The 23,335-nt window shown below is 52.0% G+C and carries 21 protein-coding genes; 14 read left to right on the forward strand and 7 right to left on the reverse strand.

Annotated elements, in window-relative coordinates:
- Positions 1-42: 42 nt before the first annotated feature.
- Genes ftsX through ftsY form a run of 3 tightly spaced genes read right to left on the reverse strand, consistent with a single transcriptional unit; the run spans position 43 to position 3,172 of the window.
- On the reverse strand, positions 43-1,023 hold the full coding sequence (ftsX, locus tag ABIC79_RS22720) for a permease-like cell division protein FtsX (protein ID WP_013577471.1): 981 nt from the start codon (positions 1,021-1,023) through the stop codon (positions 43-45).
- Complete coding sequence (gene ftsE / locus ABIC79_RS22725; protein WP_013577472.1) at positions 1,023-1,685, reverse strand: cell division ATP-binding protein FtsE; 663 nt, start codon at positions 1,683-1,685, stop codon at positions 1,023-1,025. Before ftsE ends, ftsX begins: the two co-directional genes overlap by 1 nt.
- Positions 1,686-1,690: 5 nt before the next feature.
- A complete protein-coding gene (ftsY, locus tag ABIC79_RS22730) occupies positions 1,691-3,172 on the reverse strand; it encodes a signal recognition particle-docking protein FtsY (protein WP_126125260.1) in 1,482 nt (493 codons plus the stop codon).
- 226 nt (positions 3,173-3,398) lie between these two features.
- On the opposite strand from ftsY, the gene rsmD reads away from it, so the two are divergent.
- From rsmD to ABIC79_RS22750, 4 genes are all read left to right on the forward strand, one after another.
- The gene (rsmD, locus tag ABIC79_RS22735; RefSeq protein WP_354568580.1) at positions 3,399-4,010 is read left to right on the forward strand and encodes a 16S rRNA (guanine(966)-N(2))-methyltransferase; all 612 of its coding nucleotides are present in this window, start codon (positions 3,399-3,401) and stop codon (positions 4,008-4,010) included.
- 1 nt (position 4,011) lies between these two features.
- Positions 4,012-4,290 (forward strand): DUF1145 family protein, encoded by a 279-nt coding sequence (locus ABIC79_RS22740; protein WP_013577475.1) that lies wholly within the window; start codon positions 4,012-4,014, stop codon positions 4,288-4,290.
- Positions 4,291-4,499: 209 nt separating this feature from the next.
- Entirely contained in the window at positions 4,500-5,126 is a 627-nt protein-coding gene (locus tag ABIC79_RS22745; RefSeq protein ID WP_013577476.1) for a lysoplasmalogenase, read from the forward strand.
- A 112-nt stretch (positions 5,127-5,238) separates the two neighbouring features.
- Entirely contained in the window at positions 5,239-7,593 is a 2,355-nt protein-coding gene (locus ABIC79_RS22750) for a zinc/cadmium/mercury/lead-transporting ATPase (RefSeq protein ID WP_119262175.1), read from the forward strand.
- Positions 7,594-7,611: 18 nt separating this feature from the next.
- Here the strand turns inward: ABIC79_RS22750 and tusA are convergent, their stop codons facing one another.
- Positions 7,612-7,872, reverse strand: a complete 261-nt coding sequence (tusA, locus tag ABIC79_RS22755; RefSeq protein WP_013577478.1) for a sulfurtransferase TusA — start codon at positions 7,870-7,872, stop codon at positions 7,612-7,614.
- Positions 7,873-8,110: 238 nt separating this feature from the next.
- On the opposite strand from tusA, the gene ABIC79_RS22760 reads away from it, so the two are divergent.
- The 3 genes from ABIC79_RS22760 to glpT all read left to right on the forward strand — a co-directional run bounded on the left by ABIC79_RS22760 (position 8,111) and on the right by glpT (position 11,065).
- The gene (locus tag ABIC79_RS22760; RefSeq protein ID WP_013577479.1) at positions 8,111-8,782 is read left to right on the forward strand and encodes a 7-cyano-7-deazaguanine/7-aminomethyl-7-deazaguanine transporter; all 672 of its coding nucleotides are present in this window, start codon (positions 8,111-8,113) and stop codon (positions 8,780-8,782) included.
- A 125-nt stretch (positions 8,783-8,907) separates the two neighbouring features.
- Positions 8,908-9,474 carry a DcrB family lipoprotein gene (locus ABIC79_RS22765; RefSeq protein ID WP_013577480.1) on the forward strand — a complete coding sequence of 189 codons (567 nt, stop codon included), beginning with the start codon at positions 8,908-8,910 and terminating at the stop codon, positions 9,472-9,474.
- A 238-nt stretch (positions 9,475-9,712) separates the two neighbouring features.
- The gene (gene glpT / locus ABIC79_RS22770) at positions 9,713-11,065 is read left to right on the forward strand and encodes a glycerol-3-phosphate transporter (protein WP_013577484.1); all 1,353 of its coding nucleotides are present in this window, start codon (positions 9,713-9,715) and stop codon (positions 11,063-11,065) included.
- Between the two features lie 49 nt (positions 11,066-11,114).
- Here glpT and ABIC79_RS22775 read toward each other — a convergent pair whose 3' ends face one another.
- From ABIC79_RS22775 to ABIC79_RS22785, 3 genes are read right to left on the reverse strand one after another with little or no spacing between them, the layout of a single operon-like run.
- The gene (locus tag ABIC79_RS22775) at positions 11,115-12,191 is read right to left on the reverse strand and encodes an ABC transporter ATP-binding protein (protein WP_037035413.1); all 1,077 of its coding nucleotides are present in this window, start codon (positions 12,189-12,191) and stop codon (positions 11,115-11,117) included.
- A 32-nt stretch (positions 12,192-12,223) separates the two neighbouring features.
- Complete coding sequence (locus ABIC79_RS22780; RefSeq protein WP_354568585.1) at positions 12,224-13,588, reverse strand: phosphohexomutase domain-containing protein; 1,365 nt, start codon at positions 13,586-13,588, stop codon at positions 12,224-12,226.
- 54 nt (positions 13,589-13,642) lie between these two features.
- On the reverse strand, positions 13,643-14,677 hold the full coding sequence (locus ABIC79_RS22785; protein WP_121020194.1) for a LacI family DNA-binding transcriptional regulator: 1,035 nt from the start codon (positions 14,675-14,677) through the stop codon (positions 13,643-13,645).
- Between the two features lie 267 nt (positions 14,678-14,944).
- Between ABIC79_RS22785 and ABIC79_RS22790 the strand changes: the two genes are divergently transcribed.
- From ABIC79_RS22790 to ABIC79_RS22820, 7 genes are all read left to right on the forward strand, one after another.
- Positions 14,945-16,207: an ABC transporter substrate-binding protein gene (locus ABIC79_RS22790; protein WP_112197608.1), complete on the forward strand. Its 1,263-nt coding sequence runs from the start codon at positions 14,945-14,947 to the stop codon at positions 16,205-16,207.
- A gap of 3 nt (positions 16,208-16,210) precedes the next feature.
- Positions 16,211-17,080 (forward strand): carbohydrate ABC transporter permease, encoded by an 870-nt coding sequence (locus tag ABIC79_RS22795; protein WP_112197617.1) that lies wholly within the window; start codon positions 16,211-16,213, stop codon positions 17,078-17,080.
- 53 nt (positions 17,081-17,133) lie between these two features.
- Positions 17,134-17,958 (forward strand): carbohydrate ABC transporter permease, encoded by an 825-nt coding sequence (locus tag ABIC79_RS22800; protein ID WP_041673250.1) that lies wholly within the window; start codon positions 17,134-17,136, stop codon positions 17,956-17,958.
- A gap of 12 nt (positions 17,959-17,970) precedes the next feature.
- Positions 17,971-19,521: an alpha-amylase family glycosyl hydrolase gene (locus tag ABIC79_RS22805; protein WP_241917276.1), complete on the forward strand. Its 1,551-nt coding sequence runs from the start codon at positions 17,971-17,973 to the stop codon at positions 19,519-19,521.
- On the forward strand, positions 19,508-20,569 hold the full coding sequence (locus ABIC79_RS22810; RefSeq protein ID WP_112197615.1) for a glycoside hydrolase family 130 protein: 1,062 nt from the start codon (positions 19,508-19,510) through the stop codon (positions 20,567-20,569). The genes ABIC79_RS22805 and ABIC79_RS22810 overlap by 14 nt, the downstream gene beginning before the upstream one ends.
- On the forward strand, positions 20,566-21,480 hold the full coding sequence (locus tag ABIC79_RS22815) for a DUF1861 family protein (RefSeq protein WP_314523704.1): 915 nt from the start codon (positions 20,566-20,568) through the stop codon (positions 21,478-21,480). The genes ABIC79_RS22810 and ABIC79_RS22815 overlap by 4 nt, the downstream gene beginning before the upstream one ends.
- Before the next feature lie 218 nt (positions 21,481-21,698).
- Positions 21,699-23,330 carry a ShlB/FhaC/HecB family hemolysin secretion/activation protein gene (locus ABIC79_RS22820; protein ID WP_354568588.1) on the forward strand — a complete coding sequence of 544 codons (1,632 nt, stop codon included), beginning with the start codon at positions 21,699-21,701 and terminating at the stop codon, positions 23,328-23,330.
- Positions 23,331-23,335: the final 5 nt, after the last annotated feature.

A 23,335-nucleotide genomic window follows, 5' to 3' on the forward strand; every position in this document is an offset into this window, starting at 1 on the left:
CACAATTACTGAGCCGCAGGGGGACATTATAGCAAATTATCACTACTGTGGTGTAAATCGCCGTAAATGTTGAACCGTCGCCAGCCAGGCGGCAATCCAGCCAATCATCGCGGAAACGATCAGCAGTAACAGGCTTTCGTCCCAGCCCAGACCATGCAGGTCAAAGGTGGTGCCGAAGACCTGCGCAACCTGCGTCACCACGCTCTCAAGCCGCAACACCAGCACTTCCGAGAGGATGAGTGATAACAATGCACCGGTGAAACCGAGCATCGCGCCACCGTTGAGGAACGGCCGCAAAATAAAGCCATCGGTCGCGCCAATCAGCTTCATCACGTTAATGGTATCGCGGCGGCTGAAGATGCTCAGTCGCACACTGTTACCAATAACGAGGAAGACGGCGATCACCATCAGAATGCCGATCATCGCCGCAATCTGCCCGACCAGACCGGTCAGCGCCGCAAGACGGGCAAACCAACTGTCGTCCATCCGCACTTCATCCACGCCATGCACAGCCGCCACGCGGTCGCGCAAGGTGCTGAGTGTCGCAGAGTCCTGGAAATTCATTTTAGGCGTGATGATCGCCACCGCTGGCAACGGGTTTTGCTCCAGCATATCCATTGCGCCGCCAAAGCCTGACCAGTTGCGGAATTCACCCATCGCCTCTTCACGGGACAGATAATTAACTTTATCCACGCCCGCTTCGGTTTTCAGGGTTTTGACCACGTTTTCTGCGGCGTCATCATCCAGCGCTTTATCGAGATAAACGGTCAGTTGTGGCGTCGGATACCACTGCTCCGCCGCCGTACTGACGTTTTTCCACACCAGATAACACACGCTCGGCAGCGTCAGGGAAATGGCGATCACCATCACCGTCAGCAGCGTCGCCAGCGGCTGACGCAGCATGTCAGCCAGCGCGTTCATCCAGGCATAGCGCCACTGTTCACGCCAGCCGCCCTGCAACGCTTTGCTTTTTGCGGCACGGGCGCTTTTTGCGGTTTTAGCCGGATTCGGACTGTTCGCCATTAGTACACCCCTCCCGACATACGCCCCTGACTCAGCGTCAGCGTGCGGTAATTACGACGGGCAATCAGACCCACATCATGCGTCGCCATCAGCACGGTAACGCCGACGCGGTTAAATTCTTCGAACAGACGCAAAATGCCTTCCGACAATTCGCCATCGAGGTTACCGGTCGGTTCATCCGCCAGCAGCACTGCGGGCTTGTTCACCACCGCACGGGCAATGCCCACACGCTGTTGTTCACCGCCGGAAAGCTGGATTGGCAAGTTCTTCGCTTTATCCAGTAATCCGACTTTATCCAGCGCAGCCGACACGCGGCGGCGGATATCTTCACTGCTTGCACCGGAAATGATCAGCGGCATCGCCACGTTGTCATACACGGTACGATCCATCAGCAGGTGGTGATCCTGAAAGATCATGCCGATCTGACGACGCAGGAACGGCACTTCGCTGGATTTCAGGCGGCTGATATCATGACCGCCAAACAAAATGTGTCCGGCACTCGGACGCTCTATGCCGCAAATCAGCTTCAGCAGGGTACTTTTACCCGCGCCAGAGTGTCCGGTCAGAAATGCCATTTCTGCTTGCTGGATATGAAAATTGACGCCCTGAAGCGCCTGTCGTCCGCCCAGATAAGCTTTACTGACCTGTTCAAAGCGAATCATCCGTATTAATCCTCTCGGGCAAAAAGTGCCTCAATAAAATCGTCTGCCTTAAACGGCCTTAAATCTTCGATACCTTCACCGACACCAATGTAACGGATCGGAATGCTGAACTGATCGGCGATGGCAAAGATCACGCCGCCTTTCGCAGTGCCATCCAGTTTAGTCAGCGTTATCCCGGTCAGCCCGACGGCTTCGTTGAATAATTTGGCCTGACTCACTGCGTTCTGGCCGGTACTGGCGTCGAGCGTCAGCATCACTTCATGCGGTGCGTCTTCGTCGAGCTTCTTCATCACACGGACGATTTTCTTCAGCTCTTCCATCAGGTGCGTTTTGTTTTGCAAACGCCCGGCGGTATCAGCAATCAGCACGTCGATATTGCGGGCTTTCGCCGCCTGAATGGCATCGAAGATAACCGACGCGGAATCGGCACCGGTGTGCTGCGCAATCACCGGGATCTTGTTACGCTGACCCCAGACTTGCAACTGTTCAACGGCTGCGGCACGGAAGGTGTCGCCTGCTGCCAGCATCACAGATTTACCCTGTGCTTCAAACTGGCGCGCCATTTTACCGATGGTGGTGGTTTTACCGACGCCGTTTACGCCAACCATCAGAATGACATACGGGGTTTTCCCGCTGACATCCAGTGGCTCGTCAACTTTCGCCAGTATTTCGGACATTTCTTCCTTCAGCTTGCCGTACAGCGCATCTGCGTCTTTCAGTTGCTTACGCGAGGCATGTTCAGTCAGTGAAGTAATGATTTTTCGGGTGGTTTCGACGCCAACGTCGGCGATCAGCAGCTGTTCTTCCAGCTCCTCAAACAGATCGTCGTCGATTTTCTTACCACGGAACAGACCAACGAAACCGGAGCCGAGATTCTGCTTGGTTTTGACCAGGCTGCGTTTCAGACGGGCGAAGAACCCTTCTTTGGTCGGGCGTTCCTGCTCGGTTTCACCGGCGGGCAGCACCACAATCGGATCCAGCGCCACAGGTAAGGGTTCTTCCACAGCGACAGAATCATCAATCGAATCAATGGCGTCCTGACGCAGATCTTCGGCAATTTCTTCTGCCGATTCAACAAATTCGTCTTCAGCGATATCTTCAACAACGGCAGGCTGCGCGGCAACCTGCTCAGTGATGTGAACAATTTCTTCTGCCAGTTCAGCGGCGGCCTGCTCGCGAACCGGTTCAGGTTTGTCTTCCAGCTCAGGCTCTGTCAGCGGTTCGGGTACAATTTCCGGTTCCGGCTCAACAAATGGCTCGGGTTCAATTTCAGGCTCAGGTTGAACGTGTGCGGCCGGTTCAGTTTCAGTTTCTGCTTCAACTTCAGGTTCTGTAACAGCCTCGCGAGCTACCGGGACTGCCGGTTCTTCCGTCAGTTGTTCTTCGACAACCGGCTGTTCTTCGCGTGTTTCTTCCTTCTGCTGCTCTTCTTCCTGACGGCCACGACCGAACCAGGAGAAGAAACCGCGTTTTTTATCTTTTGCCATTTTACAACTTCACTCCTCGCCGTTAATGACTGGCGAACGGATTATTAATAGGGTTATGGTCAGGCAGTCTATCACTTTCCCCTGCGGGCAACACGCCCGCGTATTGAATTCCGCTGGTTTTTCAATCGACAATGTTAAACATTTGCCCATTGCCCGCACACCGGTAGAATAGCCCTCCAAACGATAGGCAACGAAGCCCGACGGCTTTGGATGACACAAGCGAACTATGGCAAAGAAACCCAACACGCCCGCCGCAGGCCAGATCCGAATTATTGGCGGACAATGGCGCGGACGCAAACTTCCGGTCCCTCACAGCCCGGGGCTGCGCCCGACTACCGATCGCGTGCGCGAAACGCTGTTTAACTGGCTTGCGCCAGTTTTACAGGGCGCACATTGTCTGGACTGTTTTGCAGGCAGCGGCGCACTCGGTCTGGAAGCCTTGTCACGTTATGCGGCCAGCGCGACATTGCTGGAGTTTGAGCGCCCGGTTGCGCAACAGTTAGAGAAAAACCTGGCGCTGCTAAACGCCAGTGATGCGAAAGTATTTAACGTCAATGCCCTGAAATGGCTGGCAAAAGCCGGAAGCGCCTTTGATGTGGTTTTCCTCGATCCGCCTTTCCGCAAAGGCATTCTGCAAGACACCCTGAACCTGCTGGAGCAAAACCAGTGGCTGGCCGATGAAGCCTGGATTTATGTCGAAACAGAAGCCGAACATGACACGCTGGATGTGCCTGCCCGCTGGCGCTTACACCGTGAGAAAGTCGCCGGACAAGTTGCTTATCGTCTTTATCATCGCGATGTGACGCCTGAAACCGGCTCACCAGAACAGGAGCAGTAAGATGTTGATCAATATTGGTCGGTTGTTGATGTTATGTATTTGGGCGTTTCTGGCGTTTAACCTGATCCACCCGTTCCCGAAGCCGATCAAATACTTTTTAGACGTGGCAATTGTCTTCATGTTCTTTATGCATGGCCTGCAGGTGATGCTGCTTAAAGCCACGCAGGGCAAGGAAAAGGACACCATCGGGCCGTGGCTGCAAACCCGCATCTTCCTGTTCGGCGTCTTCGAACTGATGGCGTGGCAGAAAAAACAGCCTCCGTTGCCAGCCAAAAAGTAATCCCCGCTTTTACGGCGCGCCCTGCGCCGTAAATTCCCCCTATCCTAAACCAACATTCATCAGACCCGCCGTTACGGGGATTTCTGATTGTCGCCGCCATGCTCTCTCTCCTACACTGAAAGCAAGTTCAGGAAAACAGGATGTGTTTTCCCGCAAGCAGACCCTGACATCGGTTTTATGTTCTGTTCTGAAATATAAAAGGATAAACAATGAGTTGGCCATTCCTCGCTGTATTTTTCTCTGGCTGGTTGTTCGTTGACGCCAGCTATCGTGGCCCGCGCTGGCAGCGCTGGGTCTTTAAACCCGTCACCTTACTATTACTGCTGTTGCTGGCCTGGCAGGCGCCGACACTCAACGTTTACAGCTATCTGATCTTACTGGGTCTGGCGGCGACACTGGTGGCAGACAGCCTTTTACTGCTGCCTGAAGAACGCTTCATGTACGCCATCGGTGCCTTCTTCCTGTCGCATCTGCTGTATACGCTGAGTTTCGCCAGCCAGATGACCATCACCTTCTTCTGGCCGCTGCCGCTGACGTTACTGATCATCGGGGCGATACTTCTCGCAGTGATCTGGACACGGCTGGCGGAGCTGCGATGGCCAGTGACCACTTACATCGCCATGACCCTGCTGATGGTCTGGCTGGCTGGCGAACAGTATTTTGCCCGCAGTACCGACATGGCGTTTTCGCTGTTCTGCGGCGCAGCGCTGTTACTGCTGGGGAATATTTTCTGGCTGCTCAGCCGATACCGCTTCACCTTCCGCGCCGCCGACGCGCTGGTTGCCGCCTGTTATTTCGGCGGGCACTTCCTGATAGTCCGGTCGTTATACCTGTAATATCCCACAGCGGAACCGTTCTGGTTCCGCTGATAAAATACTTGTTGACCTTAGAGCCGACTCCAACGTTTACACTGGGGGTAATTCCACTCGGTTTCGAACCGGAGGCTTTATGATCCCACTGCAAAAAAACAACACCTGTCGCTGCGGATGTCAGGGCAAACATACCCCTGCACTGCGTATCAACAAAATTGGCGCTATTGCGCAGCCCGGCACACATCCGGCTGGCTGCTGTAGCGAAAAACCCCCGCTGGCGGTTTCCGCCTGCTCCACCACTGACAGCTGCTGTGCGCCAAAAACAGGTGAGCACTCACATACATCGGACGATGGCAACGCCGAAGGTTCGCCGGGCGAAGACGAACCCGCCTCACCGCTTTCCGGCAGTCAGCAATACAGCTGGAAAGTACAAGGTATGGACTGCCCTGCCTGTGCCCGAAAAATTGAAAAAGCCGTTTCAGGTATTGATGGTATCAGCCACGCTAAAGTGCTGTTCGCTACTGAAAAGCTGGTGATTGATGCAGGTTTTGATATCACCCAACACGTGCAAAATGCCGTTACCGCCGCAGGTTTTACCCTGCAATCGCTCGACAAACCGCAGGAAAAACCCACCGCCGAACCTTCCCGTTTGCAGGAAGCGCTGCCGCTGATCGCTCTTTCGGTTCTGATGCTACTGAGCTGGGTGCTCGATCATTTCAACCCGCAGATGGGTAACATCGCGTTTATCGCCACGACACTGGTCGGGCTCTGGCCGGTACTGCGTCAGGCGATTCGCCAGACCCGCGCCGGTTCGCCATTCGCCATCGAAACGCTGATGAGTATCGCCGCGATCGGCGCACTCTTTATCGGTGCGACAGCCGAAGCCGCCATGGTTCTGTTGCTGTTTATGGTGGGCGAACGCCTTGAGGCTTTTGCCTCCAGCCGGGCACGCAGCGGCGTAAAAGCGCTGATGGCGCTGATCCCGGATACCGCTGTACGCATTGTGAATGGCAAATCTGAAACCGTGCCGGTCAGCAGCTTGCGTCCCGGCGATATCATTGAAATCGCAGCAGGTGCACGCCTGCCTGCCGACGCTGTTTTACAAAGCGCCGCCAGTTTCGACGAAAGCGCGCTGACCGGCGAATCAGTTCCGGTGGATCATCTGGCCGGTGAAAAAGTGCCTGCAGGCAGCCTGTGCGTTGACCGGCTGGCACGCCTCGAAGTGGCTTCCGCGCCGGGCAACAGCGCCATTGACCGCATCCTGCAACTGATTGAAGAAGCCGATGAACGCCGTGCGCCGATCGAGCGTTTCCTCGATACTTTCAGCCGCTATTACACGCCGGTCATTATGCTGATGTCGTTGCTGGTGATTATCGTGCCGCCACTGGCGATGGGGCTATCGTGGGAAACCTGGATTTACCGCGGGCTGACGCTGCTGCTGATTGGCTGTCCGTGTGCGCTGGTGATTTCGACGCCAGCAGCGATTACGTCCGGGCTGGCAGCGGCCACGCGTCAGGGTGCATTGATCAAAGGCGGTGCAGCGCTGGAACAGCTGGCGCTGATTCAAACCGTTGCCCTGGATAAAACCGGTACGCTGACCGAAGGCAAACCTGAAGTTACCGACGTTTTACTGCTGAACGGCGCCAGCGAAGGCGAAGTATTAAGTCTGGCATCAGCGGTGGAAGAAGGTTCGCATCACCCGCTGGCGCAGGCGATTTTGGCCCGTGCAAAAACCAGTAATCCGCTACCGCTCACGGCGCAGGATCGCCGCGCGCTGGCCGGTTCCGGCGTGGAAGGCCTCGTTTCAGGCCGCAAAATTCAGGTGCTGGCACCGAAAAGTGTGGCTGAAAACAGCCTGACAACTGAAACCCTTGCGCAAATTACTGACTGGGAATCCAGCGGAAAAACCGTGGTGGTGGTGTTGCAGGAAGAAAACGCGATCGGGCTGATTGCCATGCAGGATCGTCTGCGGGATGACGCGGCCGAGGCATTGCAGAAACTCAAAGCGCTCGGCGTGTCGGCGGTCATGCTGACCGGCGACAATCCGCGGGCGGCGAAAACCATCGCTGACCGGCTCGGCATTGATTTCCGTGCGGGCTTACTGCCTGCGGATAAAGTCTCAGCGGTCACCGCGCTGAATGCACTGAAACCGGTAGCCATGGTCGGTGACGGCATTAACGATGCGCCCGCCATGAAAGCCGCGACTATCGGTATTGCGATGGGAAGCGGAACGGACGTCGCGCTGGAAACGGCGGATGCGGCACTGACGCATAACCGCCTGAGCGGGCTGGCGCAGATGATCAGCCTTTCGCGTGCTACACGGGCGAATATCCGTCAGAACATCACGATTGCGCTGGGGCTGAAAGCGATTTTCCTGGTCACCACGTTGATGGGATTGACCGGATTGTGGCTGGCGGTGCTGGCGGATTCCGGCGCAACGGCGCTGGTGACCGCCAATGCGTTAAGGCTGTTGCGCAATAAATCGAAATAAACAACACGGGCTGAGCCATCAGCCCTGTTTTTCTGCCAACCCTTTGCACAGCAAATAGCGGTACGGCACGCTTTCGGTATCCGACGCCAGCAGCGTATGTTCCATAAAACGGCAGAAACCGGGAATATCGCGGGTCGTTGCCGGATCATCAGCGATGATCAATAACGTCTCGCCGTCTTGCATGGTGCGTACCGCTTTACGAACCATCATCACTGGCTCCGGGCAACGCAGACCCAACGCATCAAGCTGATGGTCAGGATTGATAAAGGGGTCGGTCATTTCGTGTCTCAACATCTACATACGTGAATGGGCGGTTGTTTGGCAAAGGCGGATAGTTTAACCCGCTGGTTTTCTGGCGCAACAAACACGGCTCATTGCGCTAAAATTAACCGGTAGACCTGTTGCGCAAACGGTGCGCAAACAGGTACTATGCGCGCCGCACGCCATTACGGGTGCGAAAGTAAAAATTTTCTTGGGTTCCCTCACCCCAATTTATTCATAAAAAAAGGTCACATATATGTACTCTTTTACTGCTCAGCAGCGGTTTTCCGCGCTGATATGGCTTTCGCTATTCCACATCGCCATCATCACCTCCAGTAACTATCTGGTTCAGTTACCCGTTTCCATTTTTGGTTTCCATACCACCTGGGGCGCGTTCACTTTCCCGTTTATTTTTCTGGCTACCGATCTGACCGTCCGTATATTTGGCGCGCCGCTGGCACGACGGATTATACTTTCCGTGATGGTGCCTGCACTGGCCATTTCCTATGTCATCTCGGCGTTATTCTTTGAAGCGCAATGGCAAGGCGTGGAAGCGCTCAGCAGCCTGAATATCATGGTCGCGCGTATCGCCACCGCCAGTTTTATGGCGTATGTGCTGGGGCAAATTCTTGACGTTCATGTGTTTAACCGCCTGCGCCAGAACCGCCGCTGGTGGATAGCACCGGTCGCCTCGATGTTCCTCGGCAATATCAGCGATACCCTGTCCTTCTTCTTTATCGCTTTCTACAAAAGCAGCGATGCCTTTATGGCACAGCACTGGGTAGAAATCGCGATGGTGGATTACACCTTCAAGGTGCTGATCTGCCTGGTGTTCTTCCTGCCGATGTACGGCATGCTGCTGAATATGCTGCTTAAGCGTTTATCAGCACAAGGAAACAACCCGCATTCCGCTATCAGTGCGCACTAAACCGGGTCGCCGGGAAGACACAAATCGCGCCATAATCTGACTTGCATTTGTGGCCTGAATAGGTTGCCATAAAGGCTGTTAAGTCAACATGTAAGCCTGGTGAACAGGCCACTTAAGGAAGCCCGATGCGTAATATCGCGAAAATGATGGGAATGGCAGTACTGATCGCCGGTCTGGCTGCGTGTGACGGTAAGTCGACCGATGCACCTGCCGCAGATAAAGGCGCACCAGCGGCCGCAGCCACGGCAGCCACCACGCCGGTCAGCCTGCTGGACGGCAAAGTCACCTTCTCCCTGCCGCAGGGAATGAGCGACCAGAGCGGTAAACTGGGCACACAGGCAAATAATATGCACGTGTATGCAGACAGCACCGGGCAGAAAGCGGTGATTGTCATTTTGGGTGATAACACCCCGGAATCACTGGACGTTCTGGCGGGTCGTTTACAGGATCAGCAAAAAGCGCGCGATACCAATCTGCAAGTCGTCACCAATAAATCTATTCAGGTCAACGGCCAGACATTGCAGCAGTACGACAGCGTGATCACTTCTGCTGGTCAGAAAGCCTATTCGTCTATCGTTTTGGGCAAGGTCGACAGCCATCTGCTGACCCTGCAAATTACTCTGCCTGCTGATAATCAGCAGCAGGCGCAGACCGATGCGGAAGCCATTATCAGCACACTGAAAATTCAATAATTTCAGACCGTGTGAAAATATCAGGCGGAGCTTAGTCTCCGCTTTTTTTGTTTCTTATTGTCACCCTCGCTCACAAAATCGCCTCCCTCTGTAATAAAAATGTAACATTTCCGTCATAAATCACAGTTCGTTTGTGCGCGAATGGCTAAAATGATGTTCGTTTTGGAACACATTGGCTCCGCCATTTCGTCCGTGGCTCATGATGAGTCCGCCCTGATTTATGCCATCGGAGGCATTTATGCTCAGTATCTTTAAACCCGCGCCCCACAAAGCTCCTGTTGATGAGGCTCACGTCGATCCGCTGTACCGCCGTCTCCGCTGGCAAATCTTCATGGGGATTTTCTTCGGTTATGCGGCCTACTATCTGGTGCGCAAAAACTTTGCGCTGGCCATGCCTTATCTGATTGATCAGGGCTTCTCCCGTGGAGACTTAGGGTTCGCACTGTCCGGGATTTCCATTGCTTATGGCATCTCAAAATTCATCATGGGTTCGGTGTCTGACCGTTCGAATCCGCGCGTATTTCTGCCCGCTGGTTTGATTCTGGCGGCGGCCGTGATGTTGTTTATGGGCTTCGTGCCGTGGGCAACCTCAAGCATTGCCATCATGTTTGTGTTGCTGTTCCTGTGCGGCTGGTTCCAGGGCATGGGCTGGCCGCCGTGCGGACGTACGATGGTGCACTGGTGGTCGCAGAAAGAACGCGGCGGCGTGGTGTCGGTGTGGAACTGTGCGCATAACGTCGGCGGCGGTATTCCTCCGCTGCTGTTCCTGCTCGGTATGGCGTGGTTTAACGACTGGCATGCAGCGCTGTATATGCCTGCCTTCGGCGCAATTCTGCTGGCGGTGTTTGCCTTCATGACCATGCGCGATACACCGCAATCCTGTGGTCTGCCGCCCATTGAAGAATACAAAAACGATTATCCGCCGGACTATGTGAAAGAGTCCGCCGAGCAGGAACTGACGGCGAAACAGATTTTCATGCAGTACATTTTGCCGAACAAATTGCTGTGGTATATCGCACTGGCTAACGTCTTTGTCTATCTGCTGCGTTACGGCATTCTCGACTGGTCACCAACGTATCTGAAAGAAGTGAAGCATTTCGCGCTGGATAAATCCTCGTGGGCGTATTTCCTTTATGAATACGCTGGCATTCCCGGCACGCTGCTGTGTGGCTGGATGTCGGACAAAGTTTTCAAAGGCAATCGTGGTGCCACCGGCGTGTTCTTCATGGTGCTGGTGACTATCGCTACCGTCGTTTACTGGCTGAATCCGGTCGGCAATCCGGGTATTGATATGGCCTGTATGATCACCATCGGTTTCCTGATTTACGGGCCGGTGATGCTGATTGGGTTACATGCGCTGGAACTGGCACCGAAGAAAGCAGCCGGTACCGCCGCAGGCTTTACCGGACTGTTTGGTTATCTGGGCGGCTCGGTCGCGGCCAGCGCCATTGTCGGTTATACCGTGGATTATTTTGGCTGGGACGGTGGCTTTATCGTGATGATCGCCGGTTGTGTGCTGGCTGTTCTGTTGCTGTTACTGACCATGCTGAGTGAAAACAAACACAAAGCGCAGCTGGCTAAAAACATCTGACTTTGATTTATCTTCGTCGTAAAGGCACTGGAAGGTGCCTTTTTTGTTTTTACGCGGCGTCGGGAAGGATGCGCCTGCCTGCTTCATCAAACAGTAAAACACTGGCAGCATTAAACCCGAACCTGAGCGGTGTGTTTTTAGCAAAGGAGAGCTGTTTCGACGATTTCATTTTCAGGATGTGCTCACCAACGCGCGCATATACCAGCGTGGAATCACCCTGCAATTCAGTGAAATCAACCAAAACTTCAAATGCATGATCCGTCACTTCATTCAGGCGCAACAGCTCAGGGCGGATGGCCAGCGACACCATTTGTCCATCCTGCGCCGCCGGGAATTTATCCTCCAGCGGGTACATCGGCTGGCCGTCAATACTCAGCTGGCGGCCGACGACTTGTGCCGGGATCACATTGATTTTCGGCGTACCGATAAAACCGGCGACGAACAGGCTGGCCGGGCAATTATACAGCTCAACCGGCGTGCCAATTTGCTCAATGTGACCTTTGTTAAGCACCACGATCCGGTCCGCCAGTGTCATGGCCTCGACCTGATCGTGGGTCACGTAAATCATGGTGTTTTTCAGACGGGCATGTAGCTGACTGATTTCCTGACGCATCTGCACACGCAGCGCGGCATCAAGGTTCGACAGCGGTTCATCAAACAAAAAAACTTTCGGCTGCTGAACAATGGAACGCCCGATAGCGACGCGCTGACGCTGTCCGCCGGAAAGATTTTGCGGTAACCGGTCGAGCATGTCGTCCAGCCGCAGGATCAGGGCCGCTTCGCTTATGCGTCGGGCAATTTCTTCCGGCGGCGTGCGGATATTTTTCAGACCAAATGCCAGATTCTGTCTGACGGTCATGTGCGGATAAAGCGCGTAGGACTGAAATACCATCGACAGACCGCGCTTCCCGGCGGGTAAATCCGTCACATCAGTTTCTTCAATGTGAATAGTCCCGTCGCTCAGCGCATCCAGCCCGGCAATCATGCGCAGTAACGTTGATTTCCCGCACCCTGACGGACCGACCAGTACCAAAAACTCACCGGAGTGGATCTCCAGAGACAAATCGGGGATCACGACAGTTTTGTCATAGTATTTTTTGATATTTTTGAGTGTTAAGCCTGACATAACGTTGTCCTTTAAAACAAAAAGATGAGCGGTTACGCCCCGGCAAGGGCGAGCAGTTTTCCGGTGATTTCAGTTAACAGCGCGGTGGATTGTCGGGTTTCGACGTTGAGGCGCAGGAGCGGCTCAGTATTGGAAGCGCGTAAATTAAACCGCCAGTTATCGAATTCCATACTCAGCCCGTCAGTCTGGCGGATACTTAGCGCCTGATGTTGGTAATGGTCGCGGACACGGCTGATGGCCTCAGCGGGCTGACTGACGGAGATATTGATTTCACCGGATACCGGGAAAAGGGCTTTACGGGCAGCAATCAGTCCGGACATTTTCCGGCTGCACTGGCTGAGATGTTGTAGTACCAGCAAGGCCGGGATCATCCCGCTGTCGCAGTAACCAAAATCGCGGAAATAGTGATGGGCGCTCATTTCACCGCCGTAAATAGCGTTTTCACTGCGCATTCTTTCTTTGATGAAGGCATGGCCGGTTTTGGTTTCGATGGCGATACCGTGTCTGTCGCTGACAATGTCGCGGGTATTCCAGACCAGACGCGGATCATGAAGGATTTTTTCGCCGGACGAGCGTTGCAAAAACAGTTCAGCCAGCAATCCCACAATGTAATACGCCTCAACGTATTCACCCTGTTCATCAAAGATGAAGCAACGGTCAAAATCACCGTCCCAGGCAATGCCCAAATCCGCCTGATGTTCACGCACCGCATCGCATGTCGCCAGTCGGTTTTCCGGCAACATCGGGTTGGGAATACCGTGGGGGAAAGTGCCGTCCGGCTCATGGTGAATTTTTATTAGCGTAAGGGGAATACCGCGTGCCAGAAAGGCGTGTTCCAGCGCATCCAGCGTCGGGCCAGCCGCACCGTTTCCTGCGTTAACCACCACCCGCAGCGGCCGTCCGAACGGTAACGTTAAATAGCTAAGCAGATGATCCAGATAAGCGCGGCGGTTTGAAAGCTGCTGATACGAACCGGGCTGGGCCACCGCCGAAAACAGATGATTTTCGGCCAGTGCCTGAATATCGTGTAAACCGTTTTCGCTGCTGACAGGTCTTGCATCCCGTCCTACCAGCTTCATACCGTTATAATTGTCCGGATTATGGCTGGCGGTGATCTGAATTCCGCCATCAGCCTGCAGGGAACGGGTGGCAAAATACACCTCTTCGCTGCCGGTCATACCAATATCAATCACGCCGCAGCCCTGATCCATCAGTCCGCGCGCAACGGCCTGCTTGAGAGCCGGTGATGTCAGGCGAATATCACTGCCCAGCACCACCCGTTTTGGGCGATAAAAATGCGCAAATGCACAACCGATACGGTAAGCAATATCCTCGTTTAATTCGCTGCCCAAAACACCGCGTATATCGTAAGCTTTAAAACACGTTAATAAGGCCATATTTCATCCTGAAAATAGACATAAGTACTTGCGTCTTTATGGCCCCACCGGGAATCAGGTAGAACCACGTATAATTAACGTAAACTCAAGGTCGAAGTGAATATTATTTTTCCCCTCCAGCAGCAAGGCCGCGGCTATCTCACCTTTTCTAACCGGATCCTGGGCAATGGTAGTGAGCCCGATTTCATTCTCTGGCCGGGGAATATTATCAAATCCGGTAATCGCGATATTTTGCGGAACACGTAACCCGGCCTGCCGGCAATAATTAATCGCACCTTGCGCAAAGCGGTCAGACAGGCAAATAAACGCGGTTATTCCCGGATTTATTTTAAGTAATTCCTGCGCGGCTATTTCGCCAAACATCTCGTGATGGCTTGTTTCACAAAGAAAGCAATTATCGAGTTCGATATTCCATTCGCGGAAAGTCTCCACACAAGATTTCACCCGGGTGATCATAACGTCATTATCGCCTGAAATATCCTGACTCAATGGCACGACCCCCTTACGCCCCTGCAGTGAAGGAAATGAAATAATGCCGAATTCACGGTGTCCTTTTTCCAGCAGGTGCAGGCAAATTTCCCTCATCGCCCGGTAGTTATCAATGGAGACACTGCTGTGCGGGGGAATTTTAAAATCCGTGGTCACCACAGGCAGATTTTTTGACAATGCCTTAGCGATAATCTGGTCATTATTGTGTGTCGCATTAAGGATATAGCCATCTACCGCAGTGTTAATCACACTGGCCCGCGCGCCCTGTCCGTTATGCAACGGGATCAGGATGATGCTGACACCTTTCCGGTCACATTCACCCGCGATGCCCTGCATGAGCTGCACGTCATGGCTGTCAGTAAAAACATAACTCAGCGTGTCATTGAAGATAATGCCAATCGCATCCGACCTGCCGGTACGTAATGCGCGCCCGATATTATCAGGGCCGTAGAAATTAACGGAATGCGCATAATCAATTATTCGCTTTCTTAAGGATTCAGATAACTTTCCCGGATTATTAAATGCATTCGACACCGTCGTATGCGTCACCCCTAATTCACGGGCAATTGACTTTAAGGTTATCTTACTCAGTTTACACACTCCTGAATACTTTGAATAAATGAAATCCCCCGTCTGAAAAACCCTTAATTCGCCAATATATACTCACAGAAAATAGGCTATTGCAATGAATATATAAAATAAAGTTTAACGTTAAACAAAATCATTTCTGTGACCGTAATAACGTTTACTGATTGTATGTCCATGCTAGCGTTTAAAATAGAAGCCCACTCATAAAAATATAATATAAATAACCATTAAATATAATTATGAATTATTAATAACAACCTAATGGAAATAGGATACAGCATGAAAATAATGAAACTGGCTGCACTTGCAGGTATCACGTTATTTCTTTCGGGCTGCGGGCCTGAGGAGAAAGATCAAACCAGCATTAAAATGTGGATAGCGCCTAATGTTACTCAGGAAGTGTATTGGGGCGAGGTGGTAAAAGAATGGAACAGTAATCCGGCCAACAGGAAGGTGGAATTCACGCCAATACCGGCTGCGGGGAGCTCTGAAGAAGCCATTATGAACGCGCTGGCATCAGGCACTGAGCCCGATATATCCACCAATATTTTTATCGGCTTCGCGAAACAGTTATCCGAACTTAAACAACTCAATGACTACGCCAAAATGCCCGGTTTTCAGGAACTGGTTGAAACCCGACATATGGGGAAAGCCATGGCATCATGGCAGTTCGAAGGGCAGCAAAATGTTATCCCGATTTATATCAGCCCGGTCGTGTACTGGTGGCGCAGCGATCTGCTGGCTGAGCAAGGTTTTGATCATGTGCCGACCACCTATGATGAGATTTACACGCTGTCAGAACGGATAACGCAAAACCAGAAAGGTTACAGTCTGCAAATCACCAGCGGCAAAAACTGGTGGGATCGCTGGTTTGACTTTATTCCGCTGTATTACGCCGCCTCTCAGGGCAGCCCGTATATTCAGGATCACAAATCCAGCTTTGATAACGAAGCCGGACAACAGACCCTCACCTTCCTCAACAAAATGTTTGCGAACAAATGGACCAGCTACGACTTCACCGCCGCAGACGATCCGCTGGCAGCGGGAACCGTGCTGGGCGCGGTACGTGGTCCATGGGATATCGACCGCTATCAGAAACAATTTCCCGAAGTGTTAAAAACCATCCGTATCGGCCCGATGCCGACACAAACCGGCGAACCCGGCGTTGCCACCATGGCTGACAGCAAAGGGATCGTGATGTTCAGTACGTCAAAAGTGCAGGCCGACGCCTGGAAGTTTATTCAATGGGTATACAGCGATCCTAAACATGACCGACGCTGGCTGGAACTCACCGGCATGCCGCCTGCCCGGGAAGATCTGCAAAGTAATCCGATTTTTGAAGAGTATCTGCAACAGCACGCATTGGTTAATGCGATCGCCTCCTACGTGTCGAAAGCGGTTCCGCCAGCACCAGTCACTAAAACCGTTGAAGTCCAGCGGACGATGACGCAAATGATTGAAAATTTGGTGTTTAAAAATAGCCCGATACCCGAGGTGATTCAGGCGTCCTCACAAGAGATCGACAAAACGCTGGAGCAGTAAGTGATGATAAAAATGAAAGAGTCATCACTCGGAGGCCTTCTGGCCTCCACTTACCTCGGATATTCGCTGGTATTCTGGCTTTATCCTTTTCTCTGGCTGGCGGTGCTGAGCTTTACTGACTGGAAATTTATTGGCGCACCGTCTTTTAACGGCGTGAAGAATATTATCGCCGTCATGCAGAATCCCTTATTCTGGACGGCGATGTATAACGTATTTAAATTTCTGGCTTACTATCTGCCCATTGTCCTGGTGTCTTCATTATTATTCGCGTTCGGATTAAGAAAAATAAAATATGGCAAAGCGTTTGTTGCCCTGAGCTTCCTGCTCGCCAATGTTTCATCCGGCGTGGCGTATTCCATTGTATTTTCCAAACTGTTCAGTGAAACAGGACCGATAAATACGTTCCTGATGGACATGTTTGGCGTTAACGTCCCGTGGTTCACCCATCCGAATTTCGCCATGTTATCGATTGCCCTTATTATCACCTGGAAATTTGTCGGCTATTACGGCCTGATTTTTTATTCCGGGCTGATTACTATTCCCAAAGATATTTACGATGCCGCCGATCTCGATAAAACCACGGGCCTCGGAAAAATATGGCATATCACATTGCCCCTGATGAATGCCCAGATAGTCATGGTGCTGGTTCTCGCGATCACAGTAGCGTTCAGTATTTTCACCGAACCCTATCTCATCACCGGAGGCGGTCCGCTGAAAAGCACCACCACGCCAATGGTGGTGATGTATGAAGCCGCCTTCCGGCAGATGCAGCCAAGCTGGGCCGCTACCATGTCAATTATTGTCGCGCTGTTCAGTTTCACATTGATCTGGATATTGCGCCGGTGTCTGGAAAAGAAAATCGAGATCGTATGATGAAGACACAATCTGTGGAGACGGGAGCCGTCGCTCCTGTACAAAAATTTTTACTGAAACAAACAATCAGCTCCGTGGCGATCCACCTGCTGATGTTTGCGCTGGCCATCACCTGGTTATATCCGTATTTGTGGATGTTAATCGGTTCGTTTAAAAATACAGCCGATATTTATACGACATCTCTTTTTTCCGGCCCGCTGTCATTCGATAATTATATTTTCCTGTTTGATGGTACCGGTAAAGCGGAAAAACCCTTTCTGCGCACATTGTTTAACTCCATATTCATTACATTAACCATAACGGTATGCGTCACGCTGAGTTCCTGTTTAATTGGTTATGCGCTGGCAAAAATGGAATTTAAAGGCCGGGATATTTTCAAAAACCTGCTTATCCTGCAAATGGTTTTTCCGGCTTTCATGTTTATTATTCCGCATTTCGTGCTGATGCGTGAACTCGGCATGATTAATTCCTATGGCGCCCTTATTTTACCGTTTGTGATGAATGGCTGGGGGATTTTTATGATCTCGCAGAGTTTTAAAGGCACGCCAAATGACTATATTCATGCCGCAAGGTTAGATCATGCCGGTCTTATCAAAATATTGCTCCATGTCATGCTGCCCCTCAACAAATCGATTCTGGCTATCGTCGCGATTTTTACTTTTACCAGCGCCTGGGACAATTTCCTCTGGCCGCTGATTGTGATGCAGGATGCCAACAAAATGCCGCTTTCAGTGCTGCTGGCAACGTTCAGTAAATCCTATGGCATTTATGTCGGCCCGGTACTGGCGGGTTCGGTAGTGCAAACCTTACCAATCGTCGTTTTGTTTATCCTCTTCAGGAAGCATTTCCTGGAAGGGATGTCGCTTTCACTTAAATAACAGGCCTGAATGATGGACAACCTGAAAACATGGCAGGACCGGGTATTTTATCAGGTGTATTTACCCTCGTTCTGCGACGGTAACGCTGACGGATTAGGCGATTTCCTGGGGCTGGTTTCTAAACTGGATTATCTGGCTGAGCTGGGCATTGGCGGCATCTGGATCACCCCCTTTTATCCCTCTCCGCTGGTGGATAATGGTTACGACATCAGTGATCACTGCGCCGTCGATCCGCGCTTTGGCACAGTAGACCTTTTCGATGAACTGATTGCGGCCTGTCATCAGCGCGATATCTTGCTGGTCATCGACGTGGTGATTAACCACGTTTCGGACCAGCATCCGTGGTTTCAGGCGGCGCTCCGTCAGCCGGACAGTCCGTTCCGTGACTTCTTTTTCTTTCGTGAGCAAACCAACAACTGGACCTCTTTCTTTGGCGGTTCAGCCTGGACGCAGGAACCCGGCGGGACGGCCAGTTACTACCATAAATTCTCGCCTCAACAGGTATGCCTGAACTGGTCCAATCCCGCCGTTGAGCATGAGATCCAAAAAATCTTCGATTTCTGGATAGCGCGCGGCGTCGACGGCTTCCGGTTTGACGTGATTAATTTTCTGACCACTGACGGTATCGGGGAAGATCATCCACCCGTTGAGGCAGGCGCAGAGCCCCCTCATGATAAAGATATCAATCAGCCCGGTGTGCTCAGCGTGGTGAATCGCCTGTGTCGCCATATCCGTGCGCAAGGTGAATTCCTGCTGATTGGCGAAGTGGGCAGTGATGAATTACCGGCAATGGCACCTTATCAGGGCACAGAGTTGCTGGACGTGGTGTTCAATTTCAACCTTGGCAGCCAGAAACGCTTCGATATTGCAGCGATCTTCGCCGAAATACAGGCAATGGAAAACACACTCTCCGGTTTACCGACACTGTTTTTCTCCAGCCATGATATGTCACGCATGATCAGCCGTTTCGGTGAATCACCCCGCGATATTCCCCGCGCTGTAGCCGTTTTTGCCCTGCAAATGACCGCCCGGGGTTTGCCTTTTATCTTCCAGGGAGAAGAAATCGGCATGACCGATTTTGTCCCGCAGAATTTGCAACAGATGCGGGATATTCAGGGAATCACGCACTATCACACCGCTATTTCACAGGGCATGCATGAGGAGCAAGCGCTTACTTATGCATTACCTTTCTGCCGCGATGCCTCTCGTTTACCTGTCCCGTGGACGCCAGCCGATGCCCGTGAAAACCAGATTAACGTCGAAAATGAGAGTAAGTGCTCACAATCAATTTTGACCCGTTATAAGCAGTTGATCCACATAAGAAATACACACCCTTCTCTTCAGCGTGGCCACTATCAGTACCTCACGCTGTTTAAGCAATGCCTGATTTTCCGCCGCCAGCTGGGCGCGGAATGTCTGGAAGTGATGATCAATTTCGGTCCGCCTGTCGTCAACGTGGGCTATGCCGACGGCAATTCAGTCTTGTTTGGCACGGATGAACCGCTGCTGGAAAAAAACCAAATTCTTATCAAAAAGGTAAACCATGAAAATGCTCAGAAGTGAAAAAAATCCGCTGTTAGCACCTGCTGACGTTGCACCTTCCCAGCCCGGCTGGAAGGTCGATTGTGTTTTTAACGCAGGCGTATGTTCGTATCAGGGTGAAACCCTGCTGTTGCTTCGTGTCGCGGAAAGCGTGATCTCAACGGATGCTAATTGTCTGGAAGTGCCGCTTCTGGTGAACCAGCAAAACGTCTGGCGGGCGGGCACGAAACGTTTTCGACGTGACGACCCGGCCTATGATTTCAGCGACCCGAGAATGATTGCGCTGAAAGCTGACCCTTCAGTGATCTGGCTGACCTCGATGTCGCATCTGCGGTTAGCGCGTAGTCAGAATGGCGAAGATTTTAGTGTTGATGCACAGCCCTTTTTGACCGCTGATACGCAATACGAACAATTTGGCTGTGAAGATCCGCGAATTACGCTGATCGATGGCGTTTACTACATCAACTATTCGGCCATTTCGCCGTATGGCATTTCCACCGCGCTGGCGACGACCACCGATTTTGTCACGGTAGAAAAACAAGGCGTGATTTTCTGCCCCGATAACCGCGATGTCTGCTTCTTCCCGGAAAAAATTAACGGCAAATATCAGGCGCTGACCCGTCCTTCACCCAAACATTTTGGTAAGCCGGAGATCTGGATGTGTGAATCACCGGACATGCTGCACTGGGGCAATCATCGCCATTTACTCGGCAGTGCTTCCGGCGACTGGGATGCGCTGAAGCTGGGTGGTGGCGCACCGCTGATGAAAACGACGCGCGGCTGGTTGCAGATTTATCACGGCGTGGATAAAGACCAGCGTTATTGCCTCGGCGCGATGCTGCTCGATCTGAATAATCCGTCCAACATCCTCTCCAGGTCTCCAGTGCCGCTGCTACAGCCTGAAGCGATATATGAGAAAGAAGGATTCTTTGGCAACGTGGTGTTCACCTGCGGCGCATTGCTGGAACAGGATTTGCTGAAAATTTACTACGGCGCAGCCGATGAATGTATCGGGCTGGCGACAATGCCGCTCGATGCCTTATGGGCGCATCTCGGATTGCCGCTGTGAGCAGGGTTGAAACATTACTCCGGCAATTTCGTACTCTGAAATTGCCGGTACCCGCCGGAGAAAAAATCCAGTTCTCCGGCGCAGGAGACGACGATGTTTATAACCTGACCGCTCCGTTTCAGTGCGGTGATACTTCGGTCATTGCGGCCCGTGTCGAGCCCAGAAACTCCGAGTTATCACAGGTAAAATTTTTTGCATTTGATGGCGTCCGCCAGTGCGAATTACTGCCCGACGCGCCGGTCTTCGCTCTACAGGATCCGTTTTTTGCCCGGATCGGCGGGGAGTTTATTTTTGGCGGGGTGAGTGTTGAACCGGCGGATGACACCAGCGGGAGACTGCGCTGGAAAACCGTGCTGTACCGGGGGACCGATTTGTATTCCCTGCGCCCATTTTTTATCGGGCCTGAGGGCATGAAAGACATCCGTCCGGTGGGTTTACCGGACGGAAAAGTATTACTGTTTACCCGTCCGCAGGGTGAAACCGGCGGACGGGGTACCATCGGCTATATTCTGCTGGATTCACTGGAGGATCTGACCCTGGGCAAGATAGCTCAGGCGACATTGTTGCAGGGACAGGTCGCCGCCGAAGAATGGTGCGGCGTGAACGCAGCTTATGTTCTGGATGGCCACCAGATCGGTGTGCTGGGACATGTCGCCCGTTTCGATGCGCAGGGGCACCGGAACTATTACGCCTGCTCGTTCATTTTCAACTACCAGACGTATCACCGGACAGCGCTGAAAATCATCGCTGAACGCAACCAGTTCAAACCCGGAGCCGCCAAACGTGCTGATCTTGAAGACGTTATTTTCCCCGGCGGCCTTTGCATTACTGAGTCATCCGTGCCCCGGTTATATTGCGGAACCAGTGACTGTGAAGCGCAATGGATTGGAATTAATAATCCTTTCCTATAACGGAATAAGATAATTTACGGGTGAATTTCACTAAATCACTTATCAGCACGACTCCGAAATAAATTCACCCGCCCTCAATACCATTAAAAAATTTGATTTATTTGTCGCCACGAAACATCATATTAAAATCCGTATCAAAACATTACTCCATTAATTATCCATGGGATAAATTTGTCTTGTGTAAATATTCACTCCTTAAATATATTCTGCCCATTTTAATGGCTGGCGTCATTACATCCGGCGTTGCGGCCCCCCTGAATCCGGCAGACCGAGACCTGATCCGTCAGGAACAACAGGAATTATTAAGGCAAAGCCAGCAACAACGTGATGATCTACAACGCAGTTTTTCTCCCGTTTCACCCATCGAATCACACATAGAAGAAAATAATGGCCCCTGCTTTTACATTCATAAAATATATATAAATAACGCAACACTTCTTTCTGATAAAAAACAACGCGAGATTAATAAACCTCATCTTAACCAATGTATCGGGATGAACGGAATTGCGGAGATAACCCGTCAAATCTCTGACTGGTATATTCACCAGGGATATATAACCAGCCGGGCTTTTATCACCGAACAGGATTTATCTCAGGGTGAATTACATATTTCGGTACTGGAAGGACGTCTTGAGAAAATTACCCTCGAAGGCATGTCAGCGACACAATTAAGAATGGCTTTCCCGGGACTGGAAGGTGGCATTCTTAACCTGCGTGACATCGAACAGGGTATGGAGCAAATCAACCGGTTGCGCAACGATCCGGTGCAAATAGAGATCCTTCCGGGCAAGAAATCAGGCTATTCCATTGTCAATCTCACCGCCTCGCCGGAATTCCCGCTCAGTTTCTCACTTAACTTTGATAACAGCGGGCAGAAAAGTACCGGTACCGGGCAATCTGGCGGCTCGCTGACGGCCAATAATGTGCTGGGTATTGCGGATAAATGGTTCGTCAGCGGCGGGCGCAGCAGCGATTTTTCATCCACGCATGACGCACAAAATGTTCAGGCCGGGCTGAGCATTCCCTACGGTTATAACCTGTTTGATTACAGCTATAGCTGGAGCAACTACCTCAGCACCATTGACAACAATGGCTTTGGCTGGGCATCGACCGGCGACAGCATCAGCCACCGTTTTACCACCTCGCGGGTGTTATTCCGCGATGGCGATATCAAAACCGGTGCCTCCATCGGACTGACACATCAGATCAGCAATAACTATCTCAATGATGTGTTGCTCGACAGCAGCAGTCGCAAGCTGACCAGCCTGCTGTTTGGCCTCAACCACACGCAAAAAATCTTCGGTGGCGTCGCAACTTTCAACCCCACTTTCAGCCATGGCGTGTCCTGGCTGGGTGCGGAAGACGATAACGGCAAAAATGATGATTTGCCGAAAGCCGGATTTAAAAAATGGAGCCTGAACGGCAGCTTTCAGTTGCCGGTGGCTGAAGATTTATGGTGGCTGACCAGCGTCTACGGTCAGTGGTCGCCGGACAGGCTATATGGCAGCGAGCGTCTGACCATCGGTGGCGAAAGCTCGGTACGCGGCTTTAAAGAGCAATATCTTTCCGGCGATAACGGCGGCTACTGGCGTAACGAGCTGAACTACAGACTGTTCACATTGCCGCTTATCGGCCAGGTCAGCAGCGTGGTCGCACTCGACGGTGGCTGGCTGCAAAAAGATAACAAAGACCCGTGGGCGTCCGGCACGTTGTGGGGAGCCGCTGTCGGGCTTTCTACCACAAATCGTCACTACTCCAGCCAGTTTACCGTGGGTACACCGTTGCAATATCCGGACTGGTTAGCGCCTGACCACCTCAGCATTTATTACCGCATCGCGTTTGTGATTTAAGGGAA

It is taken from the genome of Rahnella sp. 2050, assembly GCF_040544515.1.
Taxonomy (GTDB): domain Bacteria; phylum Pseudomonadota; class Gammaproteobacteria; order Enterobacterales; family Enterobacteriaceae; genus Rahnella; species Rahnella aceris.

Excerpts from the sequence above, each read along its gene's own strand:
- ftsX (WP_013577471.1), bottom strand. The coding sequence starts at position 1,023 with ATGGCGAACAGTCCGAATCCGGCTAAAACCGCAAAAAGCGCCCGTGCC.
- ftsE (WP_013577472.1), bottom strand. The coding sequence starts at position 1,685 with ATGATTCGCTTTGAACAGGTCAGTAAAGCTTATCTGGGCGGACGACAG.
- ftsY (WP_126125260.1), bottom strand. The coding sequence starts at position 3,172 with ATGGCAAAAGATAAAAAACGCGGTTTCTTCTCCTGGTTCGGTCGTGGC.
- rsmD (WP_354568580.1), top strand. The coding sequence starts at position 3,399 with ATGGCAAAGAAACCCAACACGCCCGCCGCAGGCCAGATCCGAATTATT.
- ABIC79_RS22740 (WP_013577475.1), top strand. The coding sequence starts at position 4,012 with ATGTTGATCAATATTGGTCGGTTGTTGATGTTATGTATTTGGGCGTTT.
- ABIC79_RS22745 (WP_013577476.1), top strand. The coding sequence starts at position 4,500 with ATGAGTTGGCCATTCCTCGCTGTATTTTTCTCTGGCTGGTTGTTCGTT.
- ABIC79_RS22750 (WP_119262175.1), top strand. The coding sequence starts at position 5,239 with ATGATCCCACTGCAAAAAAACAACACCTGTCGCTGCGGATGTCAGGGC.
- tusA (WP_013577478.1), bottom strand. The coding sequence starts at position 7,872 with ATGACCGACCCCTTTATCAATCCTGACCATCAGCTTGATGCGTTGGGT.
- ABIC79_RS22760 (WP_013577479.1), top strand. The coding sequence starts at position 8,111 with ATGTACTCTTTTACTGCTCAGCAGCGGTTTTCCGCGCTGATATGGCTT.
- ABIC79_RS22765 (WP_013577480.1), top strand. The coding sequence starts at position 8,908 with ATGCGTAATATCGCGAAAATGATGGGAATGGCAGTACTGATCGCCGGT.
- glpT (WP_013577484.1), top strand. The coding sequence starts at position 9,713 with ATGCTCAGTATCTTTAAACCCGCGCCCCACAAAGCTCCTGTTGATGAG.
- ABIC79_RS22775 (WP_037035413.1), bottom strand. The coding sequence starts at position 12,191 with ATGTCAGGCTTAACACTCAAAAATATCAAAAAATACTATGACAAAACT.
- ABIC79_RS22780 (WP_354568585.1), bottom strand. The coding sequence starts at position 13,588 with ATGGCCTTATTAACGTGTTTTAAAGCTTACGATATACGCGGTGTTTTG.
- ABIC79_RS22790 (WP_112197608.1), top strand. The coding sequence starts at position 14,945 with ATGAAAATAATGAAACTGGCTGCACTTGCAGGTATCACGTTATTTCTT.
- ABIC79_RS22795 (WP_112197617.1), top strand. The coding sequence starts at position 16,211 with ATGATAAAAATGAAAGAGTCATCACTCGGAGGCCTTCTGGCCTCCACT.
- ABIC79_RS22805 (WP_241917276.1), top strand. The coding sequence starts at position 17,971 with ATGGACAACCTGAAAACATGGCAGGACCGGGTATTTTATCAGGTGTAT.
- ABIC79_RS22810 (WP_112197615.1), top strand. The coding sequence starts at position 19,508 with ATGCTCAGAAGTGAAAAAAATCCGCTGTTAGCACCTGCTGACGTTGCA.
- ABIC79_RS22820 (WP_354568588.1), top strand. The coding sequence starts at position 21,699 with ATGGCTGGCGTCATTACATCCGGCGTTGCGGCCCCCCTGAATCCGGCA.